The organism is Variovorax soli NBRC 106424, assembly GCF_001591385.1.
Taxonomy (GTDB): Bacteria; Pseudomonadota; Gammaproteobacteria; order Burkholderiales; family Burkholderiaceae_C; genus Variovorax; species Variovorax soli.
The window spans coordinates 37891-54691 of record NZ_BCUU01000004.1; the positions used below are offsets into that span (position 1 = coordinate 37891).

General features: G+C 69.3%; 12 protein-coding genes and 1 pseudogene. 10 read left to right on the forward strand and 3 right to left on the reverse strand.

What is annotated here, in order from left to right:
• Positions 1–10 precede the first annotated feature (10 nt).
• Genes VSO01S_RS02290 through VSO01S_RS02300 form a run of 3 tightly spaced genes read left to right on the forward strand, consistent with a single transcriptional unit; the run spans position 11 to position 2569 of the window.
• Entirely contained in the window at positions 11–736 is a 726-nt protein-coding gene (locus VSO01S_RS02290; RefSeq protein ID WP_068640181.1) for a 4'-phosphopantetheinyl transferase family protein, read from the forward strand.
• Positions 733–1560 carry an alpha/beta fold hydrolase gene (locus tag VSO01S_RS02295; protein ID WP_068640182.1) on the forward strand — a complete coding sequence of 276 codons (828 nt, stop codon included), beginning with the start codon at positions 733–735 and terminating at the stop codon, positions 1558–1560. The genes VSO01S_RS02290 and VSO01S_RS02295 overlap by 4 nt, the downstream gene beginning before the upstream one ends.
• Positions 1547–2569 (forward strand): alpha/beta fold hydrolase, encoded by a 1023-nt coding sequence (locus tag VSO01S_RS02300; RefSeq protein WP_068640183.1) that lies wholly within the window; start codon positions 1547–1549, stop codon positions 2567–2569. Before VSO01S_RS02295 ends, VSO01S_RS02300 begins: the two co-directional genes overlap by 14 nt.
• Before the next feature lie 52 nt (positions 2570–2621).
• Here the strand turns inward: VSO01S_RS02300 and VSO01S_RS02305 are convergent, their stop codons facing one another.
• Positions 2622–5765 carry an efflux RND transporter permease subunit gene (locus VSO01S_RS02305; protein WP_068640184.1) on the reverse strand — a complete coding sequence of 1048 codons (3144 nt, stop codon included), beginning with the start codon at positions 5763–5765 and terminating at the stop codon, positions 2622–2624.
• A complete protein-coding gene (locus VSO01S_RS02310; protein WP_174544698.1) occupies positions 5762–7021 on the reverse strand; it encodes an efflux RND transporter periplasmic adaptor subunit in 1260 nt (419 codons plus the stop codon). Before VSO01S_RS02310 ends, VSO01S_RS02305 begins: the two co-directional genes overlap by 4 nt.
• Positions 7022–7224: 203 nt before the next feature.
• On the opposite strand from VSO01S_RS02310, the gene VSO01S_RS27830 reads away from it, so the two are divergent.
• The 7 genes and pseudogenes from VSO01S_RS27830 to VSO01S_RS02350 all read left to right on the forward strand — a co-directional run bounded on the left by VSO01S_RS27830 (position 7225) and on the right by VSO01S_RS02350 (position 15937).
• The gene (locus tag VSO01S_RS27830) at positions 7225–7722 is read left to right on the forward strand and encodes a hypothetical protein (RefSeq protein ID WP_174544699.1); all 498 of its coding nucleotides are present in this window, start codon (positions 7225–7227) and stop codon (positions 7720–7722) included.
• 135 nt (positions 7723–7857) lie between these two features.
• Positions 7858–9226 (forward strand): annotated as a pseudogene (gene miaB / locus VSO01S_RS02320) (tRNA (N6-isopentenyl adenosine(37)-C2)-methylthiotransferase MiaB).
• Positions 9226–10653: a sensor histidine kinase gene (locus tag VSO01S_RS02325; RefSeq protein WP_068640186.1), complete on the forward strand. Its 1428-nt coding sequence runs from the start codon at positions 9226–9228 to the stop codon at positions 10651–10653. Before miaB ends, VSO01S_RS02325 begins: the two are co-directional and overlap by 1 nt.
• A 64-nt stretch (positions 10654–10717) precedes the next feature.
• Positions 10718–11359: a hypothetical protein gene (locus VSO01S_RS02330; protein ID WP_306301701.1), complete on the forward strand. Its 642-nt coding sequence runs from the start codon at positions 10718–10720 to the stop codon at positions 11357–11359.
• Positions 11356–12771 (forward strand): sigma 54-interacting transcriptional regulator, encoded by a 1416-nt coding sequence (locus VSO01S_RS02335; protein WP_068640188.1) that lies wholly within the window; start codon positions 11356–11358, stop codon positions 12769–12771. Before VSO01S_RS02330 ends, VSO01S_RS02335 begins: the two co-directional genes overlap by 4 nt.
• 397 nt (positions 12772–13168) lie before the next feature.
• Entirely contained in the window at positions 13169–15187 is a 2019-nt protein-coding gene (gene mdoH / locus VSO01S_RS02345) for a glucans biosynthesis glucosyltransferase MdoH (protein WP_068640190.1), read from the forward strand.
• Positions 15188–15298: 111 nt separating this feature from the next.
• Positions 15299–15937, forward strand: coding sequence for a LysE family translocator (locus tag VSO01S_RS02350; RefSeq protein WP_068640191.1), 639 nt, complete (start codon positions 15299–15301; stop codon positions 15935–15937).
• A gap of 13 nt (positions 15938–15950) precedes the next feature.
• Here the strand turns inward: VSO01S_RS02350 and VSO01S_RS02355 are convergent, their stop codons facing one another.
• Complete coding sequence (locus tag VSO01S_RS02355; protein ID WP_068640192.1) at positions 15951–16790, reverse strand: DNA alkylation repair protein; 840 nt, start codon at positions 16788–16790, stop codon at positions 15951–15953.
• Between the last annotated feature and the right edge of the window lie 11 nt (positions 16791–16801).

Below are 16801 nucleotides of genomic sequence, written 5' to 3' on the forward strand. Positions count from 1 at the left end.
GCCACAAGCGATGAAGCCCGACCGCATTCTGCCGCTCGATACCATCGAGAACTGCCGGCTGTGGCTTGTGGATCTGGACCTGCCGCTCTCGCCCGGCGAGCTGGGCTTTCTTTCCCCCGACGAGCATGCCCGCGCGCGCCGCTTCGCCTTCGCGCGCGACCGCGAGCGCTTTCTGGCTGGACGTGCGGCTCTGCGGCGCCTGCTGTCGCAATGCACCGGCCGGCCCTCGCCATCGCTGGCGCTGGCCTACGGGCCGTTTGGCAAGCCCTGGCTGCCGGCGCCGCGCGCTCCGGCCTTCAACATGAGCCACAGCCACGGGCTCGGACTGGTGGCCATCCGCACGGAGTGCGTGACCGGCGAATCCATCGGCGTGGACATCGAAGTGCTGCGCCCGATGTCCGATGCGGCCGAACTCGCGGGTGCCAACTTCGAGCCCGATGAATCGGACGAGCTGCGGACCCTGCCGGAACCCGCGCGCAGCCGCGCCTTCCTGCTGGGCTGGACGCGCAAGGAAGCCTGCCTGAAGGCGCTCGGCAGCGGCTTTTCCGGCCCCAGCCGGGTGGCCACCGGCCTGAACGCCCAGGCACGCACGGTGGCCTGGGCCGCGCATCGCGCCGCATTGCATTCCGTCGACCTGCCGCAGTTCGGTGCCGTGGCCGCCCTGGCGCGCCTGCTGCCGCCGGCGCAGGCATCCACCTCACATCGCCGCGACGCGGCACTGACTCCCGGCCCATGACTCCCATTCGCTTCGGCTCCGCACAACGCGAGCTCGCCGGCTTCTTTCATGCGGCCGATCCACGCCGCGCCAGCGGCCGCGCCGCGCTGCTGTGCAACCCCTTCGGCCACGAGGCGATGCGCTCGCACCGCTTCTATCGGCTGCTGGCCGACCGGCTGTCACGGCAAGGCGTGGCGGTCCTTCGCTTCGACTACTACGGCACCGGCGATTCGCAAGGCGACGACGAGGACGGCGATCTCGAAGGCTGGGCTCAGGACATCGTCTGCGCACAGCAGGAGCTGCTGCGCCGCAGCGGCGCGGCGCACTCCGTCTGGTTCGGCGCCCGCCTGGGCGCACGCCTGGCTCTGCTGGCCGCGCCAGGAGCGGCGCCCGGTGTCAGCCGCCTGGTGCTGTGGGACACCGTCTTCGACGGCCGCGGCTATCTGCAAGAGCTCGGCCGTGCCCAGGTGGACGAGCTGGAGCAGGCCTTCATCATTCCCGACCCCGGCTGGCGCCGCGCGCTCGCAAATGACCCGCTCGCCTTTGCCGGCGAAAGCCTGGGCTTTGCGATTTCCAAGCCGATGCAGCGCCAGCTGCTCGCCCTTGCGCCCGAACTCGGCGACCCGCTGGCACCGGGCCTGCAACTGAGCCTGATGGCGCCGCCAGGCGACCACGACGCGCCGCGCTGGGCCGCGCGAGCCCGGGCCCAGTCTCCCGGAGCCACCATCGGCTGCACGACGTTCCAGCATCCGCTAATCTGGACATCCAATCCTTTTGCCAACAATGAAATGGTCCCGGCGCAAGCGCTGCAGAAGATGATGAGCGAGATCCATGGACATCAATGAATCCACGCTGTGCTTCGGCCATGAACAGGGCCTGGTCGGCGTTCTCGCCATCCCGAACGGCGGCGCGGCCGTGCGCGTCGGCTGCCTGCTGCTCAACGTGGGCGTGAACCACCGCATCGGTCCACGGCGCCTGAACGTGAAGATGGGCCGCCGGTTGGCCGCCGCCGGCATTCCCAGCCTTCGCTTCGACATTTCCGGCGTGGGCGACAGCCGCGCTTCGGCAGCGCAAAACGACTTCCGCCAGCAGGCGCTGGTGGACATGAAAGCCGCGCTGGACCAGCTGCAGTCGGCCACCGGGCTGGAGCGCTTCATCGTCATCGGCATCTGCTCGGGTGCGGTCAACGGCATGGCGCTGGCGGTGGCAGACCCGCGCGTGGTCGGGCTGATGATGCTGGACGGCTACACCTTCCTCACCCCCGCCGTGCGGGCCGAGCGCAAGCTGCGCAGGCTGGCCGCCTTTGCCGTCAACCCGGCCATCCGCCGCAGCTTCGCTGCCTGGACCGACTGGACGGCCTGGTTGCAGTCGCCGCTCGATCCGCAGGCGCGCCGCCGGGCGCTGGCCCGCGCCCTCGGTCGCGCGACACCTCGCTCGACCGAGGAGACCGGCATCCTGACGGCCGACACGACGGGATACCAGCCGCATGAGTTCCTCCGGGACATGAAGGGGCTGGTCGACCGCGGCGTGGACGTCTACCTGGTCTATACGGCCTCGGTGGTTCCGGTGGACCGCGGCCGGCAGGTGATCCAGGGGCTGGGCCAACCGGCTTTCCTGTCTCGGGTGCGCTACGAGCACTGGCCCGACGTCGACCACACCTCCACCCTGCTGGCCGCGCAGCGCCATCTGCTCGAGGCCGCCTGCGGCTGGGCGGTGGCCATCCATGCGGCGCAGCCGGCCGCCTTGCCGGCGGCGCCGAAGACCGTGCCCATGGACGCCTCGTCGCAGCGCCTCTCGGCGGCGGCCCGGATGGCAGCCCTGGATCGCCGGCTCGGGTCGCAGGGCAGCGTCTGAGCCTGCGCTGCCCGAACTGCACCGAGCCGCTGAAGCCGGCGGGGATCGAACCCTAGGCCGCGCGCGCGTGCGCGTCCGGCAGGTCGGTCAGCGGCCCGCTGCCGCTGTACCGGTCCAGCGCCAGGTAGATCGCCGGCGTGATGTAGAGCGTGATCACCTGCGAGAAGATGAGGCCGCCCACCACCGCCACGCCCAGCGGCTGGCGCAGCTCGGCGCCCGCGCCCAGGCCCAGCGCCAGCGGCAGCGCGCCCGTGAGCGCGGCCAGCGTGGTCATCAGGATGGGGCGGAAACGCAGTCGGCAAGCCTCGCGGATGGCCTGCACCGGCGTCAGGTTCTGCGTGCGCTGGGCCTCCAGCGCGAAGTCGATCATCATGATCGCGTTCTTCTTCACGATGCCGATCAAAAGCAGGATGCCGATGGTCGCGATCAGCGTGAGGTCGAAGCCGAACAGCTTGAGCGACAGCAGTGCGCCCACCGCCGCCGAGGGCAGGCCGGCCAGGATGGTGATGGGGTGGATGTAGCTTTCATACAGCACGCCCAGCAGCACGTAGATGACCAGCACCGCAATGATGAGCAGCGCGGCCTGGCTGCCCTGCGAGCTCTGGAACACGGCCGCGTCGCCGCCGTAGCTGGTGATGATGTCGGCCGGCATCTTCAGCTCCGACGTGAAGCGGTCGATCTTGCCGGTGGCGTCGCCCAGCGGCACGTTGGGCGCGAGGTTGAAGGACACGGTCACGGCCTGCAGCTGGCCCTGGTGGTTCACCGCCGTCGGCCCCACGGTGCGGCGCACGGTCGAGAAGGCTGAGAGCGGCACCAGCTGGCCGGCCTTGTTGCGCACCGACAGGCGCGCCATGTCGTCCTCGAACTGGCGATCGCTGTCGGCCGCGGCCAGGATCACCTGGTAGGTATTGCTCGGCCCGTAGATGCTGCCGATCTGCCGGTCGCCATAGGCGTTGTACAGCGCGGTGCGCAAGTCGCCGATGGCCACGCCCAGCACGCCGGCCTTGTCCCGGTCGATGTCCAGCGTGGCCTGCAGGCCGCGGTTCTGCGAATCGCTGGTCACGTCGCGGAAGGCCGGGTCGGCACGCATGCGGTCCATCAGCTTGCCGGCCCATTCGCCGAGCGAGCCGGCGCTCACGCTCTGCAGCGTGTACTGGTAGCGTGCCTTGCTGGCGCGCCCGCCCAGGCGCAGGTTCTGCGTGGGCTGCATGTACACGGCAATGCCCGGAATCTCGCGGAAGCGCTTGCGCAGCGACTCCTGCGCCTGCGCCATCGAGGCCCGCTCGCGGCGCGGCTTGAGCACGACGAACAGGCGCCCGCTGTTCTGCGTGGCGGTGGGGCCGCCCACGCCCACGAACGAGCTCACGTCGCGCACGTTCGGATCGTCGCTGATGGCCTGCGCCACCTGGTCCTGCAGCGACAGCATGGCGGGGAAGGAGATGTCCTCGGCCGCCTCGGTGGTGATCTGGATCTGGCCGATGTCCTCTTCCGGGAAGAAGCCCTTGGGCATGGCGACCGCCAGCCAGCCGGTGAGCACGAAGGTGCCCAGGGCCAGCAGCAGCATCAGCGGCCGGTGCCCGAGCGACCAGTCCAGCGTGCGCATGTAGGTCGCATGCACGAAGCGGTAGCCGCGCTCGAACACGCGCCCCACGGCGGTACCGGGTTCAGGGTGATGCTCTTCATGATCGTCGGCATGCGGGTCGACGCCTTCGCGCGGCGTGTGCTTGAGCAGCCGGCTGGCCATCATGGGCACCAGCGTGAGCGAGACGACGGCCGACACCAGCACGGCCAGCGCCACCACCACCGCGAACTCGTGGAACAGGAGGCCGATCACGCCCGGCATGAAGAAGATGGGGATGAACACCGCCACCAGCGAGATCGAGATGGAGATGATGGTGAAGCCCACCTCGCGCGCACCACGCAGCGCCGCCGCCATCGGCTCCATGCCCTTCTCGACGTAGCGCATGATGTTTTCCAGCACCACGATGGCGTCGTCCACCACCAGGCCCACGGCCAGCGTGATGCCCAGCAGCGACACGTTGTCCAGGCTGTAGCCGAAGGCGTAGAGCAGCGCCACCGCCCCCACCAGCGAGATCGGGATGGTCACCGCCGGGATGAGCGTGGCCACCAGCCGGTGCAGGAACAGGAAGATCACCATCACCACCAGCGCGATGGTGCCCAGCAGGGTCAGCTGCACGTCGTGCACCGCCTCGCGGATGGACACCGAGCGGTCGTTGATGGGATGGATCTCCACCGACTGCGGCAGCTGCGCCTGGAAGCGCGGAATGAGCGCGCGCACCGCGTCCACCACCTGTACCGTGTTGGCATTGGGCTGGCGCTGCACCGCCAGCGTGATGGAGCGCTGGCCGTTGTAGCTGCTGGCGGTCTTGATCGACTCGTAGCTGTCTTCGACCGTGGCCACTTCGTCCAGCCGCACCGGCGCGCCGCCGCGCTGGCCGATGATCAGCTTCTTGAACTCGTCGGCCTTGAGCAGCTGCTGGTTGGCCTGGATGGTGAGCGTCTGGCGCGGTCCGTCGAGCACACCCACCGGCGTGTTGGCATTGGCCAGGCGCACCGCGCTGGCCAGTTCGTCCAGCGTGATGTTGCGTGCGTTGAGCAGGTCGGCATTGGCCTTGATGCGCACCGCGAAGCGCTTCTGCCCGTACACCAGCACCTGGGCCACGCCGTCGATGGTGGACAGCGTGGGCGACACCAGGTTCTCGGCATAGTCGTTGAGCTGCGCGGGCGTCATCGACTCCGAGGTCATGGCGATGAGCAGCACCGGCGCATCGGCCGGGTTCACCTTGCGGTAGGACGGCAGCTGCGTGAGCTCGGCCGGCAGCTGGCGCTGCGCGCGCAGCAGGGCGGCCTGCACGTCGACCGCGGCGGCGTCGATGTCGCGCGTGCTCACGAACTCCAGCGTGATGGAGCTCGTGCCCTGCGTGTTCACCGAGCTGATGGTCGACAGGCCCGGAATGGTGGAGAACTGCTTTTCCAGCGGCAGCGCCACCGAGGAGGCCATGGTGTCGGGGCTGGCGCCCGGCAGCTGGGCCGAGACGTTGATGATCGGCGTGTTGTAGCTGGGCAGCGCCGCCACCGGGATGCTGAGGTAGGCGAAGATGCCCATCACCACCACGGCGCACGACAGCAGCACCGTCATGGCCGGACGGCGGATGCACAGCTCGGAGATGTTCATGCGCGGCTCCGCGCCACCGCTGCAGCGTCAGGCGCCGCCGACGCGGCGCCGGGCCCGGTGGGGCCGCGCGAAGGTGCCGGCCCGCCGGCCGGCGATACCGGCTGCGCGGGCTGCGCCGGCGCATCGGTGCGCACCTTGCCGCCCGGCCGCACGTTCTGCTTGCCTTCCACCACCACCTGCTCGCCGGCCTGCAGGCCCTTCACCGCCACCTGGGTGCCGAAGGTGTAGAGCGCCTCCACCTTGCGGCGGGCCGCGGTGCGCTGTTCGTCCACCACGTAGACCGAGCTGCCGTCGGCCAGGAGCATGACGGAGGCGGCGGGGATCACGGTGGCATCCTTCAGCGTGCTCACCGTCACGTGGGTCTCGACGAACTGGCCGGGCCACAGGGTCTGGTCGGCGTTGTCGAACACGGCCTTGGCGCGCACGGTGCCGATCTGCGGATCGACCGTGTTGTCGACGAAATCGAGCGTGCCCTGCACCGGCTTGCGCCCCGGCACGACGGCCCGCACCGGCGTATGGCCGCGGGCGGCGGCCAGCAGGTCCTGCAGCTTGTCCTCGGGCACCGGGAAGCTCACCGCGATCGGGTCGAGCTGCGTGATGGTGAGCAGCGAGCCCGTCGGCTGCACCAGGCTGCCCGGATAGATGTTGACCGCGCCGATGCGCCCGGCAATGGGCGCGCGCAGGGTCGAATAGCTCAGCGACACCTGCGCCGCCTGCACCGCGGCCTTGTCGGCCGCCACGGCGGCGCGCTGCGCCTCCATCTGCGACAGGGTGGCGTCGGCCGCGCTCTTGGAGATGAAGTTCTGCGCCAGCAGCTCCTGGTTGCGCCGGTACTGGCGCTCCAGGTCGGCCAGCGTGGCCTCGTCCTTGAGCTGCTGGGCCTTCGCCTTGGCCAGGTTGGCCTGGTCGGCCCGCTCGTCCAGCGTGAACAGGAGCTGCCCAGCCTTGACGAACTGGCCCTCCTTCACGTGCACCTCGCGCACCGTGTTGGTCACTTGCGGGCGCAGGTCGACGCTGTTGAGCGACACCACGCTGCCGTTGACCTGCACGGTGATCGGCACGTCCTGCCTGCGCACCTGGGCCAGGGTCACCAGGGCGGGCGCGCCGCTGGCACCCGCGGCGCCATTCCCGCCGCTCGCCGGTTGCTGCTGCTGGGCCGCCACGCTCGTCGCTGCCTGGCGCGCACCCCACCACCAGGAGGCAGCGCCCCCCACGACGAGAACAGCCAGCAAGGGCAGGACGACTTTTTTCTTCATGGGGCAAATAACAACAACAGGGGGCGACGCGGGGCTGATTTGGGCCGACACTCAGATCGTTACCAAAGGCAACTATTGGACCAGCGCGGAGCCTCGCGCGTCTATGCCTTCCGTAAAGATAAGTAAAGCAAATGGCCTCGGCGCAGGGCGCGGGGCCGCGGCCCGTCTCGTAAAATCGTCTGTTCAGCCTCTGGATATACCCCATGAACCGCTGCCCCGCCATTCCTTCCAGCAAGACCCTTTTCGTTACGGCCGCAGCTGCCCTCATGCTGCTGCAGCTGCCCGCTGCCCAGGCGCAGGACCACGCCCTGCAAGGCCAGCCCGAGGCCGCCGTCGGCGGCCGCGTCTTCCCCGTGAACGCCCTGCGCGGCCAGATCGCCTTCGGCGTGCCGCCGGCCATCCAGCTCGACGGCCAGCCGGCCCGGCTGTCGCCGGGCGTGCGCGTGCAAAGCGCCCAGCGCATGCTCGCGGCGCCGGCCTCGCTGGTCGGCCAGAGCTACGTGGTGAACTACACCCGGGAAGCCACCTCTGGCATGGTCAACCAGGTGTGGATCCTGAGCGCCGAGGAAGCCGCCACCCGGCGCGCCGGCGCCGAGCGCCCCTTCCTGAACTTCTGGCCCTTCGTCGCCAACAGCAGCAACACCGGCCCGCGCGACGACGGCAACACGCCCTACAACCAGCTGCCGGGCTACGGCCAGTAGGCCCAAGCCCTCGAACGGAACGCCGGCCGCCCGCGGCCATTGGCGTTCCCGGCACCCGCACGCAGGGTCACGGACGATGCCCTGCGTGCCCGCATTTTTTTTGATCGCCCACCGACCCCACCCACGGGCACGCGCATGACCACCAAGAAAGTCTTCATCAAAACCTTCGGCTGCCAGATGAACGAGTACGACTCGGACAAGATGGCCGACGTGCTGAACGCCGCGCAGGGCTACGAGCCCACGCAGAACGTGGACGAGGCCGACCTCATCCTCTTCAACACCTGCTCGGTGCGCGAGAAGGCGCAGGAGAAGGTGTTCTCCGACCTCGGCCGCGTCAAGCACCTCAAGGCCAAGGGCGTGAAGATCGGCGTGGGCGGCTGCGTGGCCAGCCAGGAGGGCGACGCCATCATCGCCCGCGCCGTACGTGGACGTGGTGTTCGGCCCGCAGACCCTGCACCGCCTGCCCGAGCTGCTGGCCCAGCGCGAGCGGCAGGACCGCCCGCAGGTGGACATCAGCTTTCCCGAGATCGAGAAGTTCGACAACCTGCCGCCCGCGCGGGTGGAGGGCGCCACCGCCTTCGTCTCCATCATGGAAGGCTGCTCCAAATACTGCAGCTACTGCGTGGTGCCCTACACCCGCGGCGAGGAAGTCAGCCGCCCCTTCGACGACGTGCTGGTGGAAGTGGCGGGCCTTGCGGCCCAGGGCGTGCGCGAGGTGACGCTCCTGGGCCAGAACGTGAACGCCTACCGCGGCAAGATGGGCGACACGAGCGAGATCGCCGACTTCGCCCTGCTCATCGAATACGTGGCCGACATTCCCGGCATCGAGCGCATCCGCTACACCACCAGCCACCCCAACGAGTTCACGCCGCGCCTGATCGAGGCCTATGCCCGCGTGCCGCAGCTGGTGAGCCACCTGCACCTGCCGGTGCAGCACGGATCGGACCGCATCCTCATGGCCATGAAGCGCGGCTACACCGCCATGGAATACAAGAGCACGGTGCGCAAGCTGCGCGCCATCCGTCCGCAGCTTTCGCTGTCCAGCGACTTCATCGTCGGCTTCCCGGGCGAGACCGAGGACGACTTCGGCAAGATGATGAAGCTCATCGACGACGTGGGCTTCGATGCCAGCTTCAGCTTCATCTTCAGCCCGCGCCCCGGCACGCCGGCCGCGGCGCTGCACGACGACACGCCGCATGAAGTGAAACTCGCGCGCCTGCAGACGCTGCAGAAGACCATCGACGACAACGTCAGGCGCATTGGCGAGAGCCGCGTGGGCACGCTGCAGCGCGTGCTGGTGGAAGGCGCCGCCAAGCACGGCGAGGGCATGCTGATGGGCCGCACCGAGTGCAACCGCGTGGTCAACTTCGCGGGCGATGCACGCCTCGCGGGGCAGATGATCGATCTGCGCATCACCCGTTCCATGGCCTACACGCTGGCCGGCGAGGTGCCCACCCGCGAAGGCGACGGCCTGCAGGCTTCCGGCAAGGCGCTGGCCGCCTGATGGGCAAGCTGAAATCGGCACGCGGCTCCTTCCAGCAGCTGCTGCTCTTCGCTTTCCTGCTGCTCACCGCGCTGCTGGTGGGCGTGGCCCTGCGCTCGATCTTCCAGTACGACGCGCTCATGACCCAAAGCCGCGATGCCGCGGCGCGCGCCCTCACCCTGTCGGGCTCGGCCCAGTCGCTGGCCGAGCGCAGCGCGGCCATGGAGCGCGCCGGCCGGCAGTCGCTGGTGCTCAACGACGGCGTGCTGCGCCGCCGCTTCGAAGACGCGGCGCGCGATGCGCACGGCGCCATCGACCGGCTGGTGGCCAACGGCCTGCCGGTGGAGGCCGCCGACGAATGGCGCAAGCAGATCGGCTCCATCGAATCGCTGCTCACCGGCCCGCAGGAAACGGCGCTGGCGCGCGAAAGCAGCATGGCGCTGCAGTTTCGCGACCTGGACGGCAACAACACGCAGATCGCGCAGCTGGCGCAGCTGCTCATCGAGGCGCAGAACAAGGCGCTGGCCGAGCGCATCGAAAGCGCGCGCACCCGCCTCATGCGCGAGGTGCTGGCCGCCAGCGGCCTGGCGGTGGCGCTGGCGCTGGGCTTCGGTGTGTGGCTGGCGCGGCCGTTCAAGCGGCTGGAGCGCGCCATCATCGGCCTGGGCGAGAACCGGCTGGACGAGCCCATCGACATTCGCGGCCCGGCCGACGTGCGCCGCGTGTCGGAACAGCTCGAATGGCTGCGCCTGCGCCTGACCGAACTGGACGCCGACAAGGCGCGCTTCCTGCGCCACGTGTCGCACGAGCTGAAGACGCCGCTGGCGGCGCTGCGCGAGGGCGTGTCGCTGCTGGAAGAAGGCGTGACCGGTTCGCTCAACCCCGCCCAGCGCGAGGTCGCGCAGATCCTGCAGCAGAACACGGTGTCGCTGCAGGGGCAGATCGAAGCGCTGCTGCGCTTCAATGCCGCCGCCTTCGAGGCGCGCCAGCTCAACCGCGAGCGCGTGGCGCTGCTGCCGCTGATCGAAGAGCAGATCTATGCGCAGCGCCTTCAGTGGCAGGCGCAAGGCCTGGTGGTGCGCGGCGAAGGCGAAGACCTGCAGGTCACCGCCGACCGGACCAAGCTGAGCACGGCCGTTGCCAACCTGCTGTCCAACGCGATCCGCTTCTCGGCGCGCGGCGGGCTCATCACGCTCACCGTGTCGTCCGCGCCGGGCGTGGCGCGCATCGACATCTGCGATGCGGGCCCGGGCATTGCCGAGGGCGACCGCGAACGCATCTTCGAACCCTTTTACCGCGGCGAAAGACAGCCCGAGCACGCGGTCAAGGGCACCGGAATCGGTCTTTCCATCGTGCAGGAGTACATTGCAGCCCATGGCGGCCGTGTCGAACTGCTGGCCGACGGTCCAGGTGCCCGCTTTCGCATCGAATTGCCGCGCACCGCCTGACCTTCCCCTAGAGCGTCCCCCTTTCCTGGTTTTCATGTCGATCCTGTCTGTCCGCAGAAACGTCTTGCCCTGGGCCGCGGCCGTTGCCGTGCCCTGGCTGCTGGCCGGCTGCGCCACCTCCACCGCGCCGCGGCCCGCACCTTCGACGAACGTGCCGCCGCCACCCGTGGTGCAGAACCTGCCCGCACCGGTCGTGCCGGTCGAGGCCGAGCCCAACGCGCCGGCCACGCAGCCGGCCATCAACTTCATCGCCGCCACCTCCGGCCCGGTGGCCGCCGCCCTGGCCTATGGCGACAAGGTGCGCACGCTCGGCCCGCCCGAGCTGGCCGGCGAAATCTCGCGGCTGGGCGAGCCCGGCGAAGTGCCGCTGACACAGGTGCAGCTCGCGCTGGCGCTGGCCCAGACCCGCCAGGGCGCCGACCTGGTGCGCGCCCAGGGCCTGCTGCAGCGCGTGGCCGCCAACCAGGCGCCCGAGGCGCAGCAGCTGGCACCGCTGGCACGCCTGCTCTCGGCCCGCTACGGCGAACAGCGGCGCGTGGAAGACGAGCGCGACAAGCAGTCCCAGCAGCTCAAGGACAGCCAGCGCCGCATCGACCAGCTCAACGACCGCCTGGAGGCGCTGCGCGCCATCGAGCGCAGCTTCTCCCGTCCCAGCAACCATCCGCCGGTACCGAGCATGCCGGCGCCCAACGGCAGCAAACCATGAGTTCCGAGCAGGAAGCACGCGGCGCCCGGCTGCTGGTGGTCGATGACGACCCCGACATGCTGCGCCTGCTGTCGATGCGCCTGACCGGCGCCGGCTACCAGGTCACGGCCGTCACCTCGGCCGAATCGGCACTCACCCAGCTCGAGATCGAGCATCCGCAGCTGGTGCTCAGCGACGTGCGCCTGCCCGGGCGCGACGGCCTGCAGCTGTTCGACGAGATCCGCCAGCACCACCCCACGCTGCCGGTGATCCTGCTCACCGCGCACGGCACCATTCCCGATGCGGTCGAGGCCACGGCACGCGGCGTGTTCGGCTACCTCACCAAGCCCTACGACGCGCGCGAGCTGCTCGACAAGATCGCCCAGGCGCTGGCGCTGGCGGCACCTGCCGCGCGCCCGGCCAAGGGCGCGGGCGACGAGAACTGGCGCTCCGACATCGTCAGCCGCAGCAACCGCATGGCCGAACTGCTGGCCGAGGCGCGCATGGTGGCCAAGTCCGACGCCAGCGTGCTGCTGCGCGGCGACAGCGGCACCGGCAAGGAAATGCTGGCGCGCGCCATCCACAAGGCCAGCGCGCGCGCCGACAAGCCCTTCGTGGCGGTCAACTGCGGCGCCATCCCGGAGGCCCTGCTGGAGTCCGAACTGTTCGGCCACATGAAGGGCGCCTTCACCGACGCCGTGGCCAACCACAAGGGCCTGTTCCAGCAGGCCGACGGCGGCACCCTGCTGCTGGACGAGATCGGCGACATGCCGCCCGCCCTGCAGGTCAAGCTGCTGCGGGTGCTGCAGGAGCGCGCGGTTCGGCCGCTGGGCGGCAGCCAGTCGATCCAGGTGGACGTGCGCATCATCTCCGCCACCCACCGCGACCTGGACGTGGCCATGGCGGAAGGGCAGTTCCGCGAAGACCTGTACTACCGTCTCAATGTCGTGACGCTCAACCTGCCGTCGCTGGCGGCGCGGCGCGAGGACATTCCGCTTCTGGCCAACCATTTCCTGCAGCGGCTGGCGGGCAAGTACAACAAGCGGCTTTCCGGATTCGCCCCGGAGGCATTGAAGGCCCTGGCGACCGCGCCCTGGCCCGGCAATGTGCGACAGCTCTACAACGTGGTGGAGCAGGTCTGCGCCCTGTCGACCTCGCCGCTGGTGCCGCTGGCGCTGGTGCAGCGAGCGCTGCGCGTGCCCACGGTGGAAGTGCAGACTTACGCACAGGCCAAGCAGCGCTTCGAGCGGGACTACCTGGTGGGCCTGCTCAAGCTGACCGACGGCAACGTGGCCGACGCGGCCCGCCTGGCCGACCGCAACCGCACCGAGTTCTACCGCCTGCTGCAAAAGCACGAGCTCACGCCGGGGTCCTTCAAATCCGACGGTTCGCAGGGGCCCACCGACGGCGTCGCTGACGAGCGACACAGTTAAGTCATTGATTTAAAAGGACAAAATTTTTGGTCCTCATGGGCTTGTCGTGATGCGGCGACAAAATCATCGGTTTTGGGGGCCAAAACCCGCCCGGGCGGCGAAGTCGCCATTCAAAATCGGCCCAAGCCTTTGATTTGAAAGAGTTTTTTCGCGCTGGCACGGGGATTGCCCTATAGCCCGCATGAATTCTCTTTCCAGCCCATCTTTCGCCACGCGCTCGCCCCAGCTCGGCCAGCGCCACAAGCACGTTTCGCCCTCGCGGCCACGCGCGGCGACCCAACTGTCCGGCTCCCTCGAAGCTGGCCACGGGATGGCGCCCGACAGCGTCTTCAAGCGCTTTCCCGCAATCGGCGACACCCCCGTGCGCGACAAACAGGCCTTCTGAGGATCCGCCCCCATGAAGCCCAATGAATTTTCCCAGCTGCGCGTGCTGGGCGAAAGCGACTTTGTTGCTTCCCGCCCCGCGCTGCGCGAAGAACGCCATCCCAACTCGGTGACGGCGCCCCCCATCAACCGCGGCTCGATGACGCCCCGCCCCTGGCGCGGCTTCTGGAACAGCATCGGCACCGGCCTGCTGGTGCGCCTCGGTGCCGGCGGCGGACGCAAGGCCGCTGCCGCCACGGCGCCGCAAGCAGCCAAGCAACCCTGGCAACGCGCCGCCGCGACCCGCCGCAACATCTTCATGCTGCTGGCCGTGCTGAGCACGGTGCTGGCCGCCACGCTGTTCGCCAGCATCCAGCCGACCTACGACAACGCCCTGCTGGAATACGGCCAGATCGCGCTGTACGCCATCCTGTCGGGCTGGGTCGTCACCGGCTTCGTCACGGCGCTGATGGGCTTCTACGTCTCGGTGCGGGGCGACAAGCATTCGCTGTCGGCCAAGCAGGTGGCCAACCACCCGATGAACCCCGAGGCACGCACGGCGATCATCATGCCGATTTGCAACGAGGACGTGGCCACGGTGTTTGCCGGCCTGCGCGCCACCTGCGAATCGGTGGCCGCCACCGGCCACGCGAAGCAGTTCGACGTGTTCGTGCTCTCCGACAGCTACCAGAGCGGCGTGGCCGACGCCGAGCGCGCCGCCTGGGCCGACCTGCGCGCCGCGCTGGCCGAGAACCCGAACCAGCCGCAGGTCGAGGTCTACTACCGCCTGCGCACCCGCCGCACGCACCGCAAGGCCGGCAACGTGGCCGACTTCTGCCGCCGCTGGGGCAAGGACTACCGCTACATGGTCGTGCTCGACGCCGACTCGGTGATGAGCGGCGACTGCCTGACCTCCATGGTCAAGCTGATGGAAGCCAACCCCACCGCCGGCATCATCCAGACCGCCACGCAGGCCATCGGCCACGTGACGCTGCACGCCCGCGCACAGCAGTTCGCTTCCCGTGTGACGGGGCGCCTGTTCACGCTGGGCATGCAGTTCTGGCAGCTGGGCGAATCGCACTACTGGGGCCACAACGCGATCATCCGCGTCGAGCCCTTCATGCAGCACTGCGCGCTGGCCCCCATCAAGGGCAAGGGCGGCATGTCCGGCGGCATCATGAGCCACGACTTCGTCGAGGCCGCGCTGATGCGCCGCGCCGGCTACCACGTGTGGCTGGTGGCGGACCTGGTGGGCAGCTACGAGCAGCAGCCGCCAGACCTGCTGGCCGAGCTGCAGCGCGACCGCCGCTGGTGCCAGGGCAACCTGCAGAACGCCCGCCTGATGGCCGAGCCCGGCATCCACCCGGTGCACCGCGCGATGTTCGTGACCGGCACCATGGCCTATGTCTCGGCGCCGCTGTGGCTGGCCTTCCTGACGCTGGGCACCACCCTGTGGCTGGCCGGCTCGAACCTGATCGGCGACTGGCATGTGCTGCCCATGGAACTGGCCGCCCTCTGGGCCTGGACCCTGTGCCTGCTGTTCCTGCCCCGCATCCTGGGCGTGGCCGCCATCCTGATGCGCGGCGAACAGCGCCAGTACGGCGGCTTCTGGGGCCTGGTGAAGAGCTCGCTCATGGAAAGCGCCATGGCCATCGTGCAGGCACCCGTTCGCATGCTGGCTCACTCGCTGTTCGTGGTGGTGGCCATCACCGGCATCAAGCTGGAATGGAAGTCGCCGCCGCGGGAAGCAGCTGCCGTGGGCTGGAAGGACGCCACCCGCGCCCTGGCGCCCATGAGCCTGGTGGTGGGCGCTTTCGCCCTGGGCATCGCCCTGATCGACGCCAGCGCCCTGATGTGGCTGATGCCCGTGGGCCTGCCGCTGCTGCTGGCCATTCCGCTGACGGTGATGACCAGCCAGCTGAACCTGGGCGCCAGCCTGCGCGACCGCGGCTTCCTGCTGATCCCGGAAGAGTCGCGCTCGCCCGCCGTGCTGCGCCGCGCCTGGATGCATGCGCTGCGCCTGTCGCGCCCGGCGGCGCTGGCCACCGCCTGAAGGCCCTGAGCTCCAATTGAAAAGGCCCGCTGTTGCGGGCCTTTTTCTTGGATCTGTATCTGCCGGCGCCCGTCCGGCCCCTGTATGTTCGAGTGACTTTGCAGGTTGCCCATGATCTCCACCTCGCACTTCATCCTCTTCTTCGGCGCCGCACTGCTGATGGCCCTCACCCCGGGGCCGAACATGATCTACCTGATCTCCCGCTCGCTGTGCCAGGGGCGCGCGGCCGGCGTGATGTCGTGGTTCGGCGTGGTGCTGGGCTTCACGGTGCACATGTGCTCGGCCGCGCTGGGCCTCACGGCCCTGTTCATGGCGGTGCCGCTGGGCTACGAGGTGCTGAAGATCGCCGGTGCGCTCTACCTGCTGTGGCTCGCGTGGCAGGCGCTGCGCCCCGGCGCCCGCTCGCCCTTCGAGGCGCGTGACCTCGCGCCGCAGTCGCCGCGCAAGCTCTTCACCATGGGGCTGCTCACCAGCATCCTGAATCCCAAGGTGGCGATCTTCTACCTGTCGGTGCTGCCGCAGTTCATCACGCCCGAGTCGGGCTCGGTGCTGGGCCAGAGCCTGCTGCTGGGCGGCACGCAGATCGCCATCGGCGCCACCGTGAACCTGCTGGTCACGCTGTGCGCCGCCGGCATCGCCCAATGGTTTGCCGGCAACCGGTTCTGGATGAAGCTGCAGAACCAGGTGATGGGCATGGTGCTGGGCGCGCTGGCCGTGCGGCTGCTGTTCCAGCAGCGCACCCCCGCCTGAGCGGCTTTTTCTCTCAGGCGCCGGATTTGCGCAGCGTGCGCCGCGCCCGCTGGACGATGTAGCGGGTGCTGGGCACGTCGCTCTCGCGCAGCCAGCGCTCGCAGGTTTCATCGACCCACGGCCCCTGCGACTTGCTCGCATCGTTGAGCCAGTTGGCCACCGAGTTCTGCACGTAGCGGCTCGGGTCGGCGCGCAGCGCCTCCAGCAGCGGCTGCGCGCGCCACGGCTCGCGCTTGAAGGCCTCGATCTGCGCGCACCACACGCCGCGCGGACGCGTGAGCTCGCTGGCAAAGCGGCGGATGTTCGGGTCGGCGTCCAGTGCCCAGGGCTGCAGCAAGGCCACGGCTTCATCGGGCGCCGCGCCCACCGCATCGCGCACCGCCATCCACGCGAATTCGCGCACGCCGAAATGCGGGTCAGCGGCAAAGCGCCGCACCGCTTCGAGTTGCCGCGCGAGCGGCAGGCCCGACAGCATCACCCATTGCGTGGCCCAGCAGCGCGCCACGTCGCTGGCATGCGTGGCCAGCCGGTGCGCCACCGCGTCGCGCTCGGCATGCAGCGCCGCGAGGTCGTAGAGCGCGCGGGCCACATGGCCGTGGCGCTGCATCGGCTTGAAGGCGCCCAGCATGGCCAGGGTATCGAGCAGGCGCTCGGCCTGCGGGTCCAGGCCGATGTGATGGGCCACCTGCGTGGCCAGCCGTGCCACGTCCAGCGCGAGGAATTCGTTGAGGTTGACGGTCTCGATCAAACCCAGGCTCAAGCCTTCCAGCACTTCGGGCGCGATGAGCGCGATGCGGAAGGCGCCCTTGCGCGACTTCAGGTGTTCGAGATGGCCTGCTGCTGCTGCGGGCATGCTCCGGCCAG

Coding starts and splice junctions, on each gene's coding strand:
- VSO01S_RS02290 (WP_068640181.1), top strand. CDS start 11: ATGAAGCCCGACCGCATTCTGCCGCTCGATACCATCGAGAACTGCCGG.
- VSO01S_RS02295 (WP_068640182.1), top strand. CDS start 733: ATGACTCCCATTCGCTTCGGCTCCGCACAACGCGAGCTCGCCGGCTTC.
- VSO01S_RS02300 (WP_068640183.1), top strand. CDS start 1,547: ATGGACATCAATGAATCCACGCTGTGCTTCGGCCATGAACAGGGCCTG.
- VSO01S_RS02305 (WP_068640184.1), bottom strand. CDS start 5,765: ATGAACATCTCCGAGCTGTGCATCCGCCGTCCGGCCATGACGGTGCTG.
- VSO01S_RS02310 (WP_174544698.1), bottom strand. CDS start 7,021: ATGAAGAAAAAAGTCGTCCTGCCCTTGCTGGCTGTTCTCGTCGTGGGG.
- VSO01S_RS27830 (WP_174544699.1), top strand. CDS start 7,225: ATGAACCGCTGCCCCGCCATTCCTTCCAGCAAGACCCTTTTCGTTACG.
- VSO01S_RS02325 (WP_068640186.1), top strand. CDS start 9,226: ATGGGCAAGCTGAAATCGGCACGCGGCTCCTTCCAGCAGCTGCTGCTC.
- VSO01S_RS02335 (WP_068640188.1), top strand. CDS start 11,356: ATGAGTTCCGAGCAGGAAGCACGCGGCGCCCGGCTGCTGGTGGTCGAT.
- mdoH (WP_068640190.1), top strand. CDS start 13,169: ATGAAGCCCAATGAATTTTCCCAGCTGCGCGTGCTGGGCGAAAGCGAC.
- VSO01S_RS02350 (WP_068640191.1), top strand. CDS start 15,299: ATGATCTCCACCTCGCACTTCATCCTCTTCTTCGGCGCCGCACTGCTG.
- VSO01S_RS02355 (WP_068640192.1), bottom strand. CDS start 16,790: ATGCCCGCAGCAGCAGCAGGCCATCTCGAACACCTGAAGTCGCGCAAG.